Below are 13,797 nucleotides of genomic sequence, written 5' to 3' on the forward strand. Positions count from 1 at the left end.
CGTCTCGGTGACGCGCCCGCACGTCGTCGTCGTGGGTGGTGGCATCGTCGGCTCGGCGGTGGCCCGCAGGTTGAGCCTCGCGACGCCGCGCCCGGAGGTGACCGTCGTCGAGAAGGAGGCCTCGCCCGGCCGGCACCAGACGGGACGCAACAGCGGTGTCGTCCATGCCGGCCTCTACTACGAACCCGGCTCGGCCAGGGCCACGCTCTCGCGCGAGGGCGTCCGGCGCCTGCGCCGGTACTGCACCGAGCGGGCGCTGCCCTACGACGAGGTGGGCAAGCTCGTCGTCGCGCTCGACGAGGCGCAGGAGGAGCGACTACGCGCCCTCGAGGTCCGTGCCCGGGCCAACGGCGTGCCGGGGCTGCGCTGGCTCGGGCCTGAGGGGCTGCGCGAGGTGGAGCCGCACGCCGTGGGCCGCGCCGCCCTGCACTCCCCCACGACGGCCATCACCGACTTCGCCGTTGTCGCCGCGGCCCTGCTCGCGGACGCGGCGTCCGCCGGGACCGAGGTCGTCACGGGCTTCGAGGTCTCGGGACTCGACCACCGCGGCAGTCGCGTCGAGGTGCGTGCTGCAGACGGGCGGCGCCTTTTCGCCGACCGCGTGGTCCTCGCGGGCGGGCTGCACGCCGACCGGCTCGCCAGACTGGCCGGAGACGGTCCCGACCCGGCGATCGTGCCGTTCCGCGGCGAGTACCACCGGCTCGCGCCGTCGGCCGAGCACCTCGTGCGGGGGCTTCTCTACCCGGTACCCGACCCCCGCTACCCGTTCCTCGGGGTCCATCTGACGAGGCGCGTCGACGGCGGCGTGCTGCTCGGTCCGAACGCCGTCCTCGCCACCGCCCGCGAGGGCTACCGACGACGGGACGTCGACCTGGGCGTCGTCCGAGAGCTCGTCTCCTCCCGCGGGTTCCTGCGGTTCGCCCGTGCCAACCTGCGGACGGGCGTGCACGAGGTCCTGGGGTCGTTGAGCCGCCACGCCTTCGTCGAGCGGGTGCGGTCCTACGTCCCCGAGATCAGGCACGCAGATGTGCTGCCGGCCGCTGCCGGGGTCCGGGCGCAGGCGATGGACCGGGACGGTGCGCTCGTCGAGGACTTCCGGTTCAGTCGCGTCGGCCCCGTCCTGTGCATCCGCAACGCGCCGTCGCCGGCAGCGACCGCATCGCTCGCCATCGCGGACCTCGTCGTCGACCGGCTCGACCTCGGATGAAGGGCCGCCGTCCCCGCTCGGCGGTCGTCGGTCACTGCTTGCCGAAGTAGGTGCTCGCCTCCATGGCGTCGACGACGGAGTCGCCTCCGTGGGCGTCCTTGGACCAGCCGATGACGTCGAGGCCCGCATCGATGCCGACGACAGCCGGCGCGAACGTGCCGGCGAGCCCGGCCCACCTCGAGACCCTGATCTCGGGGCCGTGGGTGGGGTCGACCGCGATCTGCGTGCCCAAGGCGTTGGGCAGCGGGTCGTCGCCGACGAAGGGCACGTGGTCGACGAAGGAGCCGAGGGGGTTCTGGAGCGTCGTGAGCATCTCTCCGCGCACGTGGTAGTTGCGGATCTGTCCCGGGGAGTAGCCTGCGTCGCCCTGTCCGAGCGCGCCCGCCGCCAGGACGGTGTTGGGGTGAACGCCCGCGGCGTTGAAGGTCACGGCCGGGATGTCGGTCGCGACCGAGGCGGTGCTCGCGAGCCCACCACCGAGCGAGTGTCCGGTGATCACCATGTTCTCGTGGCCCACGGCACCCGAGAGGCTCTGGGCGAGGGCGATCGCCTGCAGGTGCTGCCCGCTCAGCGCGCCGACGCCCTGCTGGAGGTTCGTACCCCAGTCCGTGAGCGAGGACGTCCCCGCGAAGGCGAGGACGTACTGACCGGCGTCGTTGCGGTAGACCGCCGCGTCGAAGCCGTCCCCTCGGTGCAGGCCGGCGGGGTCGATGCCGAGGTCCGCCAGGGCTTCGCCGTCGAGCGGGGTCCAGCCGTCGACCTCGCTGGGGTGGTAGACGTTGTCGGCCACGTGGGCGAGCTCGAGGTCGATGTCCTGCGGGGACGTCCCGCGCACCTGCTCGCCGAGCGGCATCGGCTCGGGGACGGCCTCGCCGCCCAGTGCTCCCGACCCACCGAGCCCCGGGAAGAGCCCTGGTAGTCCCGGGAGGGCCACCAGCGACACACCGTCGCTGCTCGTGCTGCGCTGGGCCCGGGCGTTGTCGGTGAGGCGGCGCGACATCGTCTCCAGGGTCGATCCGAGGGCCACGAGGGCGGCCGAGGTCGACCGCCAGCTCTCCTGTGCCGACTGGGCGTCGTCGCCACCCCACGAGCGGCCGATGGCCGCGAGCGCGCGGGTTCCCGCCGCCCGGATGCCGTCCACCTCGCCGGCGCACGCGGTCAGCTCGCGTGCGGCGCGCTCGAGGGCTTCGGGGTCTGCACCCTTGCGGTAGAGCACGTGGGCCTCCTGTCGACGGTGTGGCCCACGGTAGGTGGGCCCCTGCCGACGGTCCATGGGGAGCACTCCCCCGCGTGTCGCGACCCGGACGTGCGACAGGACCCGGTCGGACCCGAGGTCCGACCGGGTCCGACCGGGTCCGACCGGGTCCTGGCTGGTCAGGCCCGGAGGTCGGTGAGCATCGACTCGAAGGGTGTGACCTGCTCGAACGGGTCGACCCGGTCACGTCGCGGCGAACCGTTGACGAGGCCCGCGAAGGCCGCGCCCGCGCGATCGATGCGCTCCCCCAGTCGACCTGCGTCGACGCTGCCCCAGTCCTCGCTGGCGGCGAAGACGGCCACCGGCGCGACGAGCGCGCCCAGGTGGGCGAAGAGCGGGCGGAGCGCGTGGTCGATCGCGAGCGAGTGACGGGCCGTGCCGCCGGTCGCGCCGAGCAGGACCGGGGTGTCGCGCAGGGCGTCCTTGGGCAGCACGTCGACGAGCATCTTGAACAGCCCGCTGTACGACGCGGCATACACCGGGGTGGCGACGATGACGGCGTCCGCCTCGGTGATCGCGTCGAGACGCACCTGCAGGTCGGGCGACGCGAAGCCGGTGAGGACGTTGTTCGTCAGGTCGTGGGCGACGTCGCGGACGTCGACGACCTCGACGACGACCTCGTGGGGCGCCAGCGCCCGGACCGTGGCCTCGGTGAGGCGGTCGGCGAGCAGGCGCGTCGACGACGGCTGCGTGATGCCGGCGGTGATGACCGCGATGTGGAAGGGGGTCACTTCGTCACCTCCAGGGTGGCTGCGGTGGTGGGCTCGGGCGAGGCACCGGTCACGTCGTCGACGGCGTGGACCGTGGCGTCGTGGGCGCCGCCCGCGACGGCGAGCCGGCTCGCGTGGGTCGGAGCGTCGGGGACGTGGGCGGGCTTGAGGGCGGCGAACTCCTTGCGGAGGACGGGGACGACCTCCTCGCCGAGGATGTCGAGCTGCTCGAGGACGGTCTTGAGGGGCAGGCCCGCGTGGTCGAGCAGCCACAGCTGACGCTGGTAGTCGCCGGCGTACTCGCGGAAGCCGAGCGTCCTCTCGATGACCTCCTGGGGGCTGCCGACGGTGAGCGGGGTCTGGCTCGTGAACTCCTCGAGCGAGGGGCCGTGGCCGTAGACGGGTGCGTTGTCGAAGTACGGACGGAACTCTCGCACCGCGTCCTGGCTGTTCTTGCGCATGAAGACCTGCCCGCCGAGCCCGACGATCGCCTGGTCGGCGCTGCCGTGGCCGTAGTGCTCGAAGCGGCGGCGGTAGAGCTGGACCATCTGCTTCGTGTGGCTGGCCGGCCAGAAGATGTGGTTGGAGAAGAAGCCGTCGCCGTAGTAGGCCGCCTGCTCGGCGATCTCGGGGCTGCGGATCGAGCCGTGCCAGACGAAGGGCGGTATGCCGTCGAGCGGGCGCGGCGTCGACGTGAAGCCCTGGAGCGGGGTGCGGTACTTGCCCTGCCAGTCGACGACGTCCTCGCGCCACAGCCGGTGGAGCAGCGCGTAGTTCTCGATCGCGAGCGGGATGCCGTCTCGGATGTCCTTGCCGAACCACGGGTAGACCGGGCCGGTGTTGCCGCGGCCCATCATGAGGTCCATGCGCCCGTTGCTCAGGTGCTGCAGCGTGGCGTAGTCCTCCGCGATCCGCACGGGGTCGGTCGTCGTGATGAGGGTCGTCGACGTCGACAGGATGATCCGCTCCGTCTGAGCGGCGATGTAGGCGAGCGTCGTCGTCGGGGCCGACGGGATGAACGGCGGGTTGTGGTGCTGTCCGGTCGCGAAGACGTCGAGGCCGACCTCCTCCGCCTTCTTGGCGATGGCGACGGTGGCCTCGATCCGCTCGTGCTCGGTCGGCGTACGGCCCGTCGTGGGGTCGGTGGTCACGTCGCCGACGGTGAAGATCCCGAACTGCATGTGTCCCAGCTCCTTTTGATTGACGATTCAATCATACCGAACGTCGGTGGGGGCTCCCCCATTCCCGACCACGCCCACCCCCCGCCCGGGACCGGCCAACTCACCGTGGAGGTCGCAAACCACCGGGGTCCGACCGCGGCGAGTTGTGACCTTCTCGGTGTGTTGCGGGGGCACGTGGGATCCTGTCGCGGTGAGCGCTGAGATCTCCCCCAAGGACCGCTTCATCACGGTCTACGGACGCAACCCGGTCCACGAGGTGCTCCTCGACGGTGACCTCCACGTCGACAAGGTCGTCATCGCCGACGGTGCCCGGGGCAGCGGCCTGCGCGAGATCCAGCAGGCGGCTCGCCGCCGAGGTGTCGACGTGCAGTACGCGAGCGCCGAGCGGGTCAAGAAGCTCGCGGGCAACGGACGGCAGGACCAGGGTGTCTTCGCCGACGTCGTCGCGCCGCGGATGCGCCCCCTCGAGGCGGCGCTCGCCGAGGACGCCGGCTCGCTGCGCGCCGTGCTCGTGCTCGACGGTGTGACGACACCGGCCAACGTCGGCATGATCCTGCGCTCGGCCACGGCGGCCGGCGTCGACGGCATCGTCGTCCCGCGCAAGGGGGTCGCCTCGCTCGACCCGCTCGTCGTCAAGGCCTCGGCCGGCGTCGCGTTCCGGGCGCCCATCCTCAAGGCGTTCACCGCCGCCGACGCGGTGGACGACCTCAAGCGGGCCGGTTTCCACGTCGTCGGGCTCGATGCCGACGGCGACGACGACCTCTTCGCAGCCCACCTGCCCGAGCCCGTCGCCTTCGTGCTCGGCAGCGAGACGGCGGGACTGACTCCCGAGGTGGCCGACCTCGTCGACACGTGGGTGTCGATCCCGATGGCCGCGGGTGTCGAGTCGCTCAACGTCTCGGCCGCCGCCGCGGTCGTCTGCTTCGAGCTCGTCCGCCGCGCGCGGCTCTGAGCCGCCGCACGGACCCGACGGACTGCCACGAGGTGTGCCGTCCGGCACGGTTCGCGCCCGACCGCACCGTCCGCCGTGGTCGGTGGCGGTCCGTCGGCGCGTCGGCCCGGCGTCTGCCCGCTCGTCATCGGCGTGCGTCAGTCGCCCCACTTCTCGGCGAGGGCCCGGACGACGGTGATGTTGCGCGCCGTGCCCACCGCGCCCGTCAGCTTCTCGATGCGGGCGTTGGACAGCTTGGCCGCCTGCACGCCGTCGGAGAGGAAGAGCACGATGTCGTTGCCGACGACGCGGGCGCCCTCGGTGGCGACGTCCCACTCGTGCAGCGCGGCGACGCCCTCGGGGTCCAGGTCGCCGGTCATGAACGTCACGTAGCGCTTCGCGTCCGCGGCGATGGGTGACTCGAGGGCGTCGGCCTCGTCGGCCAGCGTCCGCAGCTGCGCCGGCGTGCGCACGACGACCGGCACGTCGAAACCGAACTCGGCGCTGATGGCCCGGCGCAGGTCGGCCTCGACCTTGGCCGCGCTGCGCGTGGACGAGCGGACCTTGAGGTTGCCGCTCTGGATGTGCGTCTCGACGTCCTCGTAGCCCTCCGCCTCGAGCAGCGTGCGCAGCGACGCCATGCGCACCTGCCGCTTGCCGACGTTGACGGCGCGGAGGAACCCGATCCAGACCGGCACGTCAGGCCCCGACCACGCCGAGCGAGCAGGTGCCGCGGCCGACGGTCTCGACGCGCCCTCCCACGTGGACCGCTCCGTCGGCGTCGATGTCGAGCAGCAGGCGCGAGGGGCGTCCCACGGCCGTGCCCTGGCTGACGACCACCGAGACGTCGCGGGCGCCCTGGGAGACGAGCCAGCCGCCGAGGTTGGCGCACGCCGACCCGGTCGCCGGGTCCTCGAGGACCGCCTGGCCCTGGGTGTAGAAGAGCCTGGCCTCGATGCTCTTGGGCCCGGTCCAGGCCCACACGTACACGTGCGGTGCCCGTGGCGGGGACGTCATGTGCGCGGCCATGAGGTGCGCGTCGGGGTCGCAGGCCCGCACGGCGTCGACGGAGTCGAGGCGCACGAGCAGCTGCTCGACGCCGGCGTCGACCCAGGACGCGTCGGAGCGCACGACGAGCATGCGGTCGATGCCGAGGGCCTCGGCCAGCTCGGCGCCGCTCGACGTCACCTCGCGCACCGTCGCCGGCCGAGCCGCGAGACGCCAGCCACCGTCGACCCGCCCGACGGGGATGCGTCCGGCCGGCATGCTGAGGTGCACGCGGTCGAGGCCTCCACCGAGCGTCGCGACGACCTCCGCGGTGCCGAGGGTCGGGTGCCCGGCGAAAGGCATCTCGTGGCCCGGGGTGAAGATGCGCACGGCTGCGTCACCCGTCGTGGCGCCCTCGCCGAGCGACGTCACGAAGGTCGACTCACTGAGGTTGAACTGTCGCGCCCACGCGAGCATCTCGTCGTCGGAGAGTCCACCCGCCTCGGGGAAGACGCACAGCGGGTTGCCCGAGAAGGGCTCTCCCTCGATGGAGAAGACGTTGAGCAGGTGGAAGGGCAGGTCCATGCACCCGAGTGTGCCCGAGCGCCGGCCCGGACGGCAGGGTCGAGGGGCCTGCCACGCCGATACTGTGGCGGCATGGCCTCCCCCGACGGTGTCGTCCCCGGCAACATCTACCTCTTCCGGCACGGCGAGACCGAGTGGTCGCTGAGCGGGCAGCACACCGGCACGACCGACCTCCCGCTCCTGCCCGAGGGCGAGGCCGCGGCCCGCGAGCTCGCCGACGTGCTGCGCAAGCACCGCTTCGAGCGCGTCCTCGTCTCCCCCCTCCAGCGCGCCAAGCGCACGGCCGAGCTCGCCGGGCTCGGGGACTTCGAGGTCGAGCCGCTGCTGCGGGAGTGGGACTACGGCGCCTACGAGGGCATCACGACGACGCAGATCAGCGCCGAGATCGGCCACCCGTGGGAGGTGTTCGTCGACGGCGTGCAGCCAGGCGTCACCCCCGGTGAGACGGTCGAGCAGGTGTCGGCGCGGGCCCAGCAGGTCATCGACAAGGTGTGGCCGGACCTCGAGCACGGCGACGTCGCGCTCTTCGGCCACGGCCACGCGCTGCGCGTCCTCACCGCGACCTACCTCGGGCTCGACCCACGGTTCGGCCAGCAGCTCATCCTCGACGCTGGCTCGATGAGCGTGCTGACGCACCACCGGTCCACCCGGTGCCTCGGGATGTACAACCTCTCCCCGTGGCGCCTGCTGACCGACTGAGCCCCGTACGAGGAGGGCGTATGCCGTGACCGGCGGCACGCGGCATACGCGGGTTGCGCCGTGGCACAGGGGGACCCGCAGCAGCCGGTCAGTCCCGGGGAAGCTCCCACGTGTGCACGGGCTCGTTGGCCATCATGCCCTCGATGTAGTGACGCAGCATCTCGCGCAGGGCCTTGTCACGCGTCAGGCCGCGCGCCTCGAGTCGGGCCACGCACTCGGTCTGCCACGAGGCCCCGTTGACGCCCAGGAGGCAGCGCTGCTCGATGATCGTGAGGAAGCGGTCGCGCACGGCGGCCGACACGCCCCACCGCTCGAGGCCCTCGTGGGCCATCGGGAGCAGTCGGCGCAGGACGAGCTCGGTGGAGGGCACGTCGCCGAGGCCGGGCCAGTAGGTGCGGGCGTCGATGCCGAGGCGGGCGCCCTCCTCGAAGTTCGACTCGGCGGCGGAGAAGCTCATCCGGGTCCACACCGGACGGTCCTCCTCGGCGAGCACGCGCATCGTGCCGTAGTAGAACGCGGCGTTGGCCATGACGTCGGCGATGCTCGGACCCGCCGGCAGGACGCGGTTCTCGACGCGCAGGTGCGGGCGGCCGCCGACGATGTCGTAGATGGGGCGGTTCCAGCGGTAGACGGTCCCGTTGTGCAGGCGCAGCTCCTTGAGCTCAGGCACCTCGCCCCGCTCGAAGACCTCCTCGGGCTCCTCGTCGTAGAGCTCGGGCAACAGGGCCGGGAAGTAGCGGACGTTCTCCTCGAAGAGGTCGAAGATCGAGGTGATCCACCGCTCGCCGAACCAGACGCGGGGGCGCACGCCCTGGTTCTTCAGCTCGACCGACCGGGTGTCGGTGGCTTGGGTGAAGAGCGGGATGCGCGTCTCGGCCCACAGCTGCTGGCCGAGGAAGAAGGGCGAGTTGGCGCCGAGGGCGAGCTGGGGTCCGGCGAGGACCTGGGCGGCGTTCCAGTGGTCGGCGAAGCGCTCCGGCTGGACCTGAAGGTGCAGCTGGATCGACGTGCACGCCGACTCGGGTGCGAGGCTGTCGGAGTAGCGGGCGATCCGCTCGCCCGTCGGGCCCTCGAGCTCGAGCCAGACGTCCTCACCGCGGGCGTCGAGGACGGCGTTGTTGAGGGCGGCGTAGCGGATGTTCTCGCTGATCCAGTCGCCCTCGAAGTGCTCGGGCATGACCGTCGGCAGGATGCCGATGGCGACGATGCCCGCGTGGGCCTCGGCGGCCTTGGCGGAGGCGCGGTTGAGGGACTCGCGCAGCAGCTGCTCGAGCTCGATGGCCGAGTCGCCCGGCAGCGGGCGCGGGTGGACGTTGAGCTCGATGTTGTAGCGCGCGAGCTCGGTCTGGTAGTCCTCGTCGGCGATCTGCTCGAGCACCGTCTTGTTGTCGAGCTTGGGACCGAGGTCCTCGTTGACGAGGTTGAGCTCGATCTCGAGACCCGTCATGGGCCGGTCGAACTCGAACTCGCTCTTGCCGAGCATGCGTTCGAACACGTCGAGGTCGCGGCGCACCTTCTCCCGGTACTGCTGCCGCTGCTCGCGTGTGTACCTGGCCTGCTCGACGTCGGCTCCCACGTGCCGAGACAACCACACTCACGGTCTCGACGCGAGAGGCGCGCACGGACTGGTCACCACCGGACCGGTGCCCGGCCGGGTGGTGACCAGTCGTCGTGCGGGGCCGCTCAGCCCTCGAAGGCCTCCGGCGGCGGGCACGAGCAGACGAGGTTGCGGTCGCCGTAGGCGCCGTCGATGCGGCTGACCGGCGGCCAGTACTTGTCGGCGGCGTCGATGCCGACGGGGAAGGCGGCCTCGGTGCGCTCGTAGGGGTGGTCCCACTCCCCCGCGATGTTGAGGGCCGTGTGCGGCGCGTGGCGCAGCATGCTGTCGCCGACGGCGACCTCCCCGGCTCGGATCGCCTCGATCTCACCGCGGATCGCGATCATCGCGTCGCAGAAGCGGTCGAGCTCGTAGAGGTTCTCCGACTCGGTGGGCTCGACCATGAGCGTGCCCGCGACCGGGAAGCTCATCGTCGGCGCGTGGAAGCCGTAGTCGACGAGGCGCTTGGCGATGTCGTCGACCGTGACGCCGGTCTCGGCGGTGATGTGGCGCACGTCGAGGATGCACTCGTGCGCGACGAGGCCGTCGTGGCCGGAGTAGAGCACCGGGTAGTGCTCGCGCAGCCGGGCGGCGATGTAGTTGGCGCCGAGGACCGCCATCTGGGTGGCGTGCCGCAGACCCTCGCCGCCCATGAGCCGGACGTAGGCCCACGAGATCGGCAGGATGCTCGCCGAGCCGTAGGGGGCCGCGGAGACGGGACCGACCCCGGACTCGGGACCGGCCTCGGCCGCGAGGGGGTGGTTGGGCAGGTGCGGGGCCAGGTGCGCACGCACCGCCACCGGGCCGACACCGGGACCGCCGCCCCCGTGCGGGATGCAGAAGGTCTTGTGCAGGTTGAGGTGGCTGACGTCGGCGCCGAACGTGCCGGGCTGGGCGAGGCCCACGAGGGCGTTGAGGTTGGCGCCGTCGACGTAGACCTGGCCGCCGGCCTCGTGGACGAGCTCGCACAGCTCGGTGATCGTGTCCTCGTAGACGCCGTGCGTCGACGGGTAGGTCACCATGATCGCGGCGAGGTCGTCGCGGTGCGCCTCGACCTTGGCGCGGAGGTCGTCCATGTCGACGGTGCCGCCGGCCGCGGTCTTGACGACGACGACCTTGAGGCCCGCCATGACGGCCGAGGCAGCGTTGGTGCCGTGGGCGCTGGCCGGGATGAGGCAGACGCGGCGGTGTCCCTCACCCCTGGCCTGGTGGTAGGCGTGGATCGCGAGCAGCCCGGCGAACTCGCCCTGCGAGCCGGCGTTGGGCTGGAGCGACACCGCGTCGTAGCCGGTGATCTCACACAGCCATGACGACAGGTCGTCGATGAGGGCGCGGATGCCCACGGTCTGCTCAGCCGGGGCGAAGGGGTGCAGGTTGGCGAACTCCGGCCAGGTCACCGCCTCCATCTCGGTGGTGGCGTTGAGCTTCATCGTGCACGATCCGAGCGGGATCATGCCCCGGTCGAGGGCGAAGTCGCGGTCCGACAGACGGCGCAGGTAGCGCAGCATCGCCGTCTCGGAGTGGTGCGCGTGGAAGACGGGGTGGGTCAGGAACTCCGACGTTCGCGCCAGCGCCTGGGGTATGCCGAGCGCCCCGGTCGCGCTCACGCCGGCGGTGACGTCGTCCGACGGCGTCACCCCGAAGGCGTCGAGGACCGCGAGCACCGTTGCGGGCGTGGACGTCTCGTCGAGGCTCAGCGACACGCGGTCGGCGTCGACGCGCCAGACGTTGATGCCCCGGTCGGCGAAGGCCGTCGTGACCTCGTCGGCTCGACCGGGCAGCACGACCGTCAGCGTGTCGAAGAAGGCCGTCGTCTCGACGTCGAGGCCGCCGTCGACGAGGGCGCCACGGAGCGCGGCCGTGAGACCGCCGACGCGCCGCGCGATGGCCACGAGGCCCGCGGGACCGTGCCACACGGCATACATGCTCGCCATGACGGCGAGGAGCACCTGCGCGGTGCAGATGTTGGACGTCGCCTTCTCGCGACGGATGTGCTGCTCACGCGTCTGCAGGGCGAGGCGGTAGGCCTGGTGCCCCTCGGCATCGACGGAGACGCCCACGAGCCGGCCGGGGATCTGGCGCTCGAGACCCCGGTGGACGGCCATGTAGCCGGCGTGCGGGCCGCCGAAGCCCATCGGGACGCCGAAGCGCTGGGCACTGCCGACGGCGATGTCGGCGCCCCACTCCCCCGGCGCGCTGGCCAGGGTCAGGGCGAGCAGGTCGGCGCAGGCGGTGACGAGGCCCTTGGCCTCGTGGACGGCGGAGGTCAGTGGTGCCCAGTCGACGAGCTCACCCGTGGCGTCGGGGTACTGCACCATCGCCCCCACGACGGCGCGTCCTCCCGCTGCTGCGGAGAGGGAGTCGCCGTCGGTGACGGCTCGGAGGTCGGCCACGGCCAGAGGCAGCCCGAGCGCCTCGGCGCGGGTGCGCATCACGGCGATGGTCTGCGGGAAGACCCGCTCGTCGACGAGCACGACGGCGTCGGCTGGCGCCTTGCTGGCACGACGCATGAGCGACATCGCCTCGGCGGCGGCGGTCGACTCGTCGAGGAGGGAGGACCCCGCCACGTCGAGTCCGGTCAGGTCGGTGACGACCGTCTGGAAGTTGAGCAGCGCCTCGAGCCGGCCCTGGGAGATCTCGGGCTGGTACGGCGTGTAGGCGGTGTACCAGGCGGGGTTCTCGAGCACGTTGCGGCGCACGACCGGCGGGGTCACGGTGCCGTAGTAGCCGAGGCCGATGAGCGAGGTGAGGACCGTGTTGCGAGAGGCGAACCCGCGCAGCTCCTCGATAACGGCGCTCTCGCTGGCGGCCGCCTCTATGCGCAGGGGCGACTCGGACCGGATGGCACCGGGGATGGCGCGATCGCACATCGCGTCGAGGCTCGGCTGGCCGACGACCTCGAGCATGTGACGCACGTCGTCGCCGGCGGGGCCGACGTGACGGCTGACGAAGTCGGCCATCACCGTCTCGGTGGACGTTCCGGTGGTGACGGGCACGAGCTGGTCGATCGACATGCGGGCTCCTGACGGGTTCGAGCGGACGACACACGCTCCCCGTCTGTCGAGCACCGTGGGAGTGCCTCCAGAGTTGCCTCGCCCGCGTGGTCCTGGCGCCTGAGAGGTTCCGGGGATGTTGCCCCTTCGGCGCCTCGCAGGTGCTGGGCACCCCGAGGACTCTCCCACGCAGGGTCGATCGGCACCTCCAAATCTACCAGCAGGTCGCCGATGCCCCGGCACGGACAAGGCCCGGCCGGAGTGTCCGGTCGGGCCGTGTCGAACGTCGTCGGAGCGGTGCTCGGGTCAGGCCAGTCGCCGGGCCTGGCGGCGCGCGTTGAGCTCGTCGTCGGGGTGGTCGGCCGGTGCATCGTCGTCGGCCCGCTCGCTCGGCAGCAGGGCGAGCTCGCCCTCGACCTCGCGCCACACCCGACCGACGGCGATGCCGAAGACCCCCTGGCCGCCCTGGACGAGGTCGATGACCTCGTCGGCGGACGTGCACTCGTAGACCGAGGCACCGTCGCTCATCAGGGTGATCTGGGCGAGGTCCTCGACGCCGCGCTCGCGGAGGTAGCTGATGGCGACGCGGATCTGCTGGAGCGACACACCGGTGTCGAGCAGGCGCTTGACGACCTTGAGCACGAGGATGTCGCGGAAGCCGTAGAGGCGCTGGGTGCCGGAGCCGGTGGCGCTGCGGACCGACGGCTCGACGAGACCCGTGCGGGCCCAGTAGTCGAGCTGTCGGTAGGTGATGCCGGCGGCCTTGCAGGCGGTCGGACCGCGGTAGCCGGTGTCCTCGGACAGCTCGGGCAGGTCGTCGGTGAACAGCAGGCCCTGGGACCCGGCGGGCATGACCCGACCGGCGTCGTGCGCGTCCTCGATGGCGGCCATGCCGTCCTCCTCCTGCTCAGGCTGCGGGCCGCGGTGGTGCGTGCGCGCAGACGACATCCGGATAACTACAGTCACGTCGTTCTCCTGACGGTAGGCCGCGACCCCCGTTCGGTCAATCACCACGGGCCCGAGTCGACGGCGTGTCGAGGCGTCGGAGAAACCTTCAGGTACTACGTGAACGTGAAGGTATGGCGGGTCCGGTCAGTCCGGGCGGTCCGGCACGTCAGGACGGTCACCCGGTTCGGCCTCGGGCGCCGGGCCCTCGAAGTCCTCGGCGGACACGTGGTCGAGGAACTCCTTGAAGCGCTCGACCTCGTCGTCCTCCTCGGAGGAGACGACGATGGCCGCCTCGTCGAGGATGCCCGGCTCGACGAGCACCTTGGCGCCCGTGCGCAGGGCGAGGGCGATGGCGTCGCTGGCTCGCGAGCTCACCTCGGCCTTGCCGTCGATGATGAGTGCCGCGTGGAAGACGGAGTCCTTGAGGGCGACGATCCGCACCTCCGTCAGCTCGTGACCGAGGACCGAGAGGAGGTCGCGCATCAGGTCGTGGGTCAGTGGCCGCGGGGGCACGACACCCTGCTGGGCGTAGGTGATCGCAGCAGCCTCGGCCGCGCCGATCCAGATCGGCAGGTAGCGCCCGCCGTCCCGCTCACGCAGCAGGACGATCGGCTGGTTCGTGGGCATCTCGACGCGGACGCCCAGGACATCGACCTCTCTCACTCCTCCACCGTACCCCGGCGCGTGGACGGTGGGGACGGGCC

At 71.8% G+C, this 13,797-nt stretch carries 12 protein-coding genes and 1 riboswitch; of the genes, 3 read left to right on the forward strand and 9 right to left on the reverse strand.

All coding sequences use genetic code 11. The features are described from left to right. Nucleotides 1–7: 7 nt before the first annotated feature. Entirely contained in the window at nucleotides 8–1,207 is a 1,200-nt protein-coding gene (gene lhgO, locus H283_RS0114565; RefSeq protein WP_043649665.1) for an L-2-hydroxyglutarate oxidase, read from the forward strand. Nucleotides 1,208–1,238: 31 nt separating this feature from the next. On the opposite strand, the gene H283_RS26745 is transcribed toward lhgO, so the two are convergent. The 3 genes from H283_RS26745 to H283_RS0114580 all read right to left on the reverse strand — a co-directional run bounded on the left by H283_RS26745 (nucleotide 1,239) and on the right by H283_RS0114580 (nucleotide 4,353). Beyond that, a complete protein-coding gene (locus H283_RS26745) occupies nucleotides 1,239–2,480 on the reverse strand; it encodes a WXG100 family type VII secretion target (protein ID WP_156023202.1) in 1,242 nt (413 codons plus the stop codon). 101 nt (nucleotides 2,481–2,581) lie between these two features. Next, complete coding sequence (locus H283_RS0114575) at nucleotides 2,582–3,193, reverse strand: CE1759 family FMN reductase (protein WP_020144264.1); 612 nt, start codon at nucleotides 3,191–3,193, stop codon at nucleotides 2,582–2,584. Continuing rightward, on the reverse strand, nucleotides 3,190–4,353 hold the full coding sequence (locus H283_RS0114580; protein WP_020144265.1) for an LLM class flavin-dependent oxidoreductase: 1,164 nt from the start codon (nucleotides 4,351–4,353) through the stop codon (nucleotides 3,190–3,192). The genes H283_RS0114575 and H283_RS0114580 overlap by 4 nt, the downstream gene beginning before the upstream one ends. 190 nt (nucleotides 4,354–4,543) lie before the next feature. On the opposite strand from H283_RS0114580, the gene H283_RS0114585 reads away from it, so the two are divergent. Continuing rightward, entirely contained in the window at nucleotides 4,544–5,305 is a 762-nt protein-coding gene (locus H283_RS0114585; protein WP_020144266.1) for an RNA methyltransferase, read from the forward strand. A 137-nt stretch (nucleotides 5,306–5,442) separates the two neighbouring features. On the opposite strand, the gene H283_RS0114590 is transcribed toward H283_RS0114585, so the two are convergent. Both H283_RS0114590 and H283_RS0114595 read right to left on the reverse strand, forming a co-directional pair. Beyond that, nucleotides 5,443–5,982, reverse strand: a complete 540-nt coding sequence (locus H283_RS0114590) for a DUF1697 domain-containing protein (protein ID WP_020144267.1) — start codon at nucleotides 5,980–5,982, stop codon at nucleotides 5,443–5,445. A gap of 1 nt (nucleotide 5,983) precedes the next feature. Further along, entirely contained in the window at nucleotides 5,984–6,856 is an 873-nt protein-coding gene (locus H283_RS0114595) for a PhzF family phenazine biosynthesis protein (protein WP_020144268.1), read from the reverse strand. 72 nt (nucleotides 6,857–6,928) lie between these two features. On the opposite strand from H283_RS0114595, the gene H283_RS0114600 reads away from it, so the two are divergent. Next, the gene (locus H283_RS0114600) at nucleotides 6,929–7,555 is read left to right on the forward strand and encodes a histidine phosphatase family protein (RefSeq protein WP_020144269.1); all 627 of its coding nucleotides are present in this window, start codon (nucleotides 6,929–6,931) and stop codon (nucleotides 7,553–7,555) included. A gap of 88 nt (nucleotides 7,556–7,643) precedes the next feature. Here H283_RS0114600 and H283_RS0114605 read toward each other — a convergent pair whose 3' ends face one another. From H283_RS0114605 to H283_RS0114620, 4 genes are all read right to left on the reverse strand, one after another. Beyond that, nucleotides 7,644–9,131 carry a hypothetical protein gene (locus H283_RS0114605; RefSeq protein WP_020144270.1) on the reverse strand — a complete coding sequence of 496 codons (1,488 nt, stop codon included), beginning with the start codon at nucleotides 9,129–9,131 and terminating at the stop codon, nucleotides 7,644–7,646. A 107-nt stretch (nucleotides 9,132–9,238) separates the two neighbouring features. Then, nucleotides 9,239–12,166 carry an aminomethyl-transferring glycine dehydrogenase gene (gene gcvP / locus H283_RS0114610; RefSeq protein ID WP_020144271.1) on the reverse strand — a complete coding sequence of 976 codons (2,928 nt, stop codon included), beginning with the start codon at nucleotides 12,164–12,166 and terminating at the stop codon, nucleotides 9,239–9,241. A gap of 77 nt (nucleotides 12,167–12,243) precedes the next feature. Beyond that, a riboswitch (glycine riboswitch) is annotated at nucleotides 12,244–12,343 on the reverse strand. 108 nt (nucleotides 12,344–12,451) lie between these two features. Then, nucleotides 12,452–13,036, reverse strand: a complete 585-nt coding sequence (locus H283_RS0114615; RefSeq protein WP_028785604.1) for a MerR family transcriptional regulator — start codon at nucleotides 13,034–13,036, stop codon at nucleotides 12,452–12,454. Nucleotides 13,037–13,237: 201 nt separating this feature from the next. Beyond that, complete coding sequence (locus tag H283_RS0114620; RefSeq protein WP_020144273.1) at nucleotides 13,238–13,756, reverse strand: bifunctional nuclease family protein; 519 nt, start codon at nucleotides 13,754–13,756, stop codon at nucleotides 13,238–13,240. Nucleotides 13,757–13,797: the final 41 nt, after the last annotated feature.

Origin of the sequence: Terracoccus sp. 273MFTsu3.1 (assembly GCF_000383675.1) — a bacterium.
In the GTDB taxonomy this organism is placed as follows: Bacteria; Actinomycetota; Actinomycetes; order Actinomycetales; family Dermatophilaceae; genus Terrabacter.

Coding starts and splice junctions, on each gene's coding strand:
- H283_RS0114600 (WP_020144269.1), top strand. CDS start 6,929: ATGGCCTCCCCCGACGGTGTCGTCCCCGGCAACATCTACCTCTTCCGG.
- H283_RS26745 (WP_156023202.1), bottom strand. CDS start 2,480: ATGGACCGTCGGCAGGGGCCCACCTACCGTGGGCCACACCGTCGACAG.
- gcvP (WP_020144271.1), bottom strand. CDS start 12,166: ATGTCGATCGACCAGCTCGTGCCCGTCACCACCGGAACGTCCACCGAG.
- H283_RS0114580 (WP_020144265.1), bottom strand. CDS start 4,353: ATGCAGTTCGGGATCTTCACCGTCGGCGACGTGACCACCGACCCCACG.
- H283_RS0114595 (WP_020144268.1), bottom strand. CDS start 6,856: ATGGACCTGCCCTTCCACCTGCTCAACGTCTTCTCCATCGAGGGAGAG.
- H283_RS0114615 (WP_028785604.1), bottom strand. CDS start 13,036: ATGGCCGCCATCGAGGACGCGCACGACGCCGGTCGGGTCATGCCCGCC.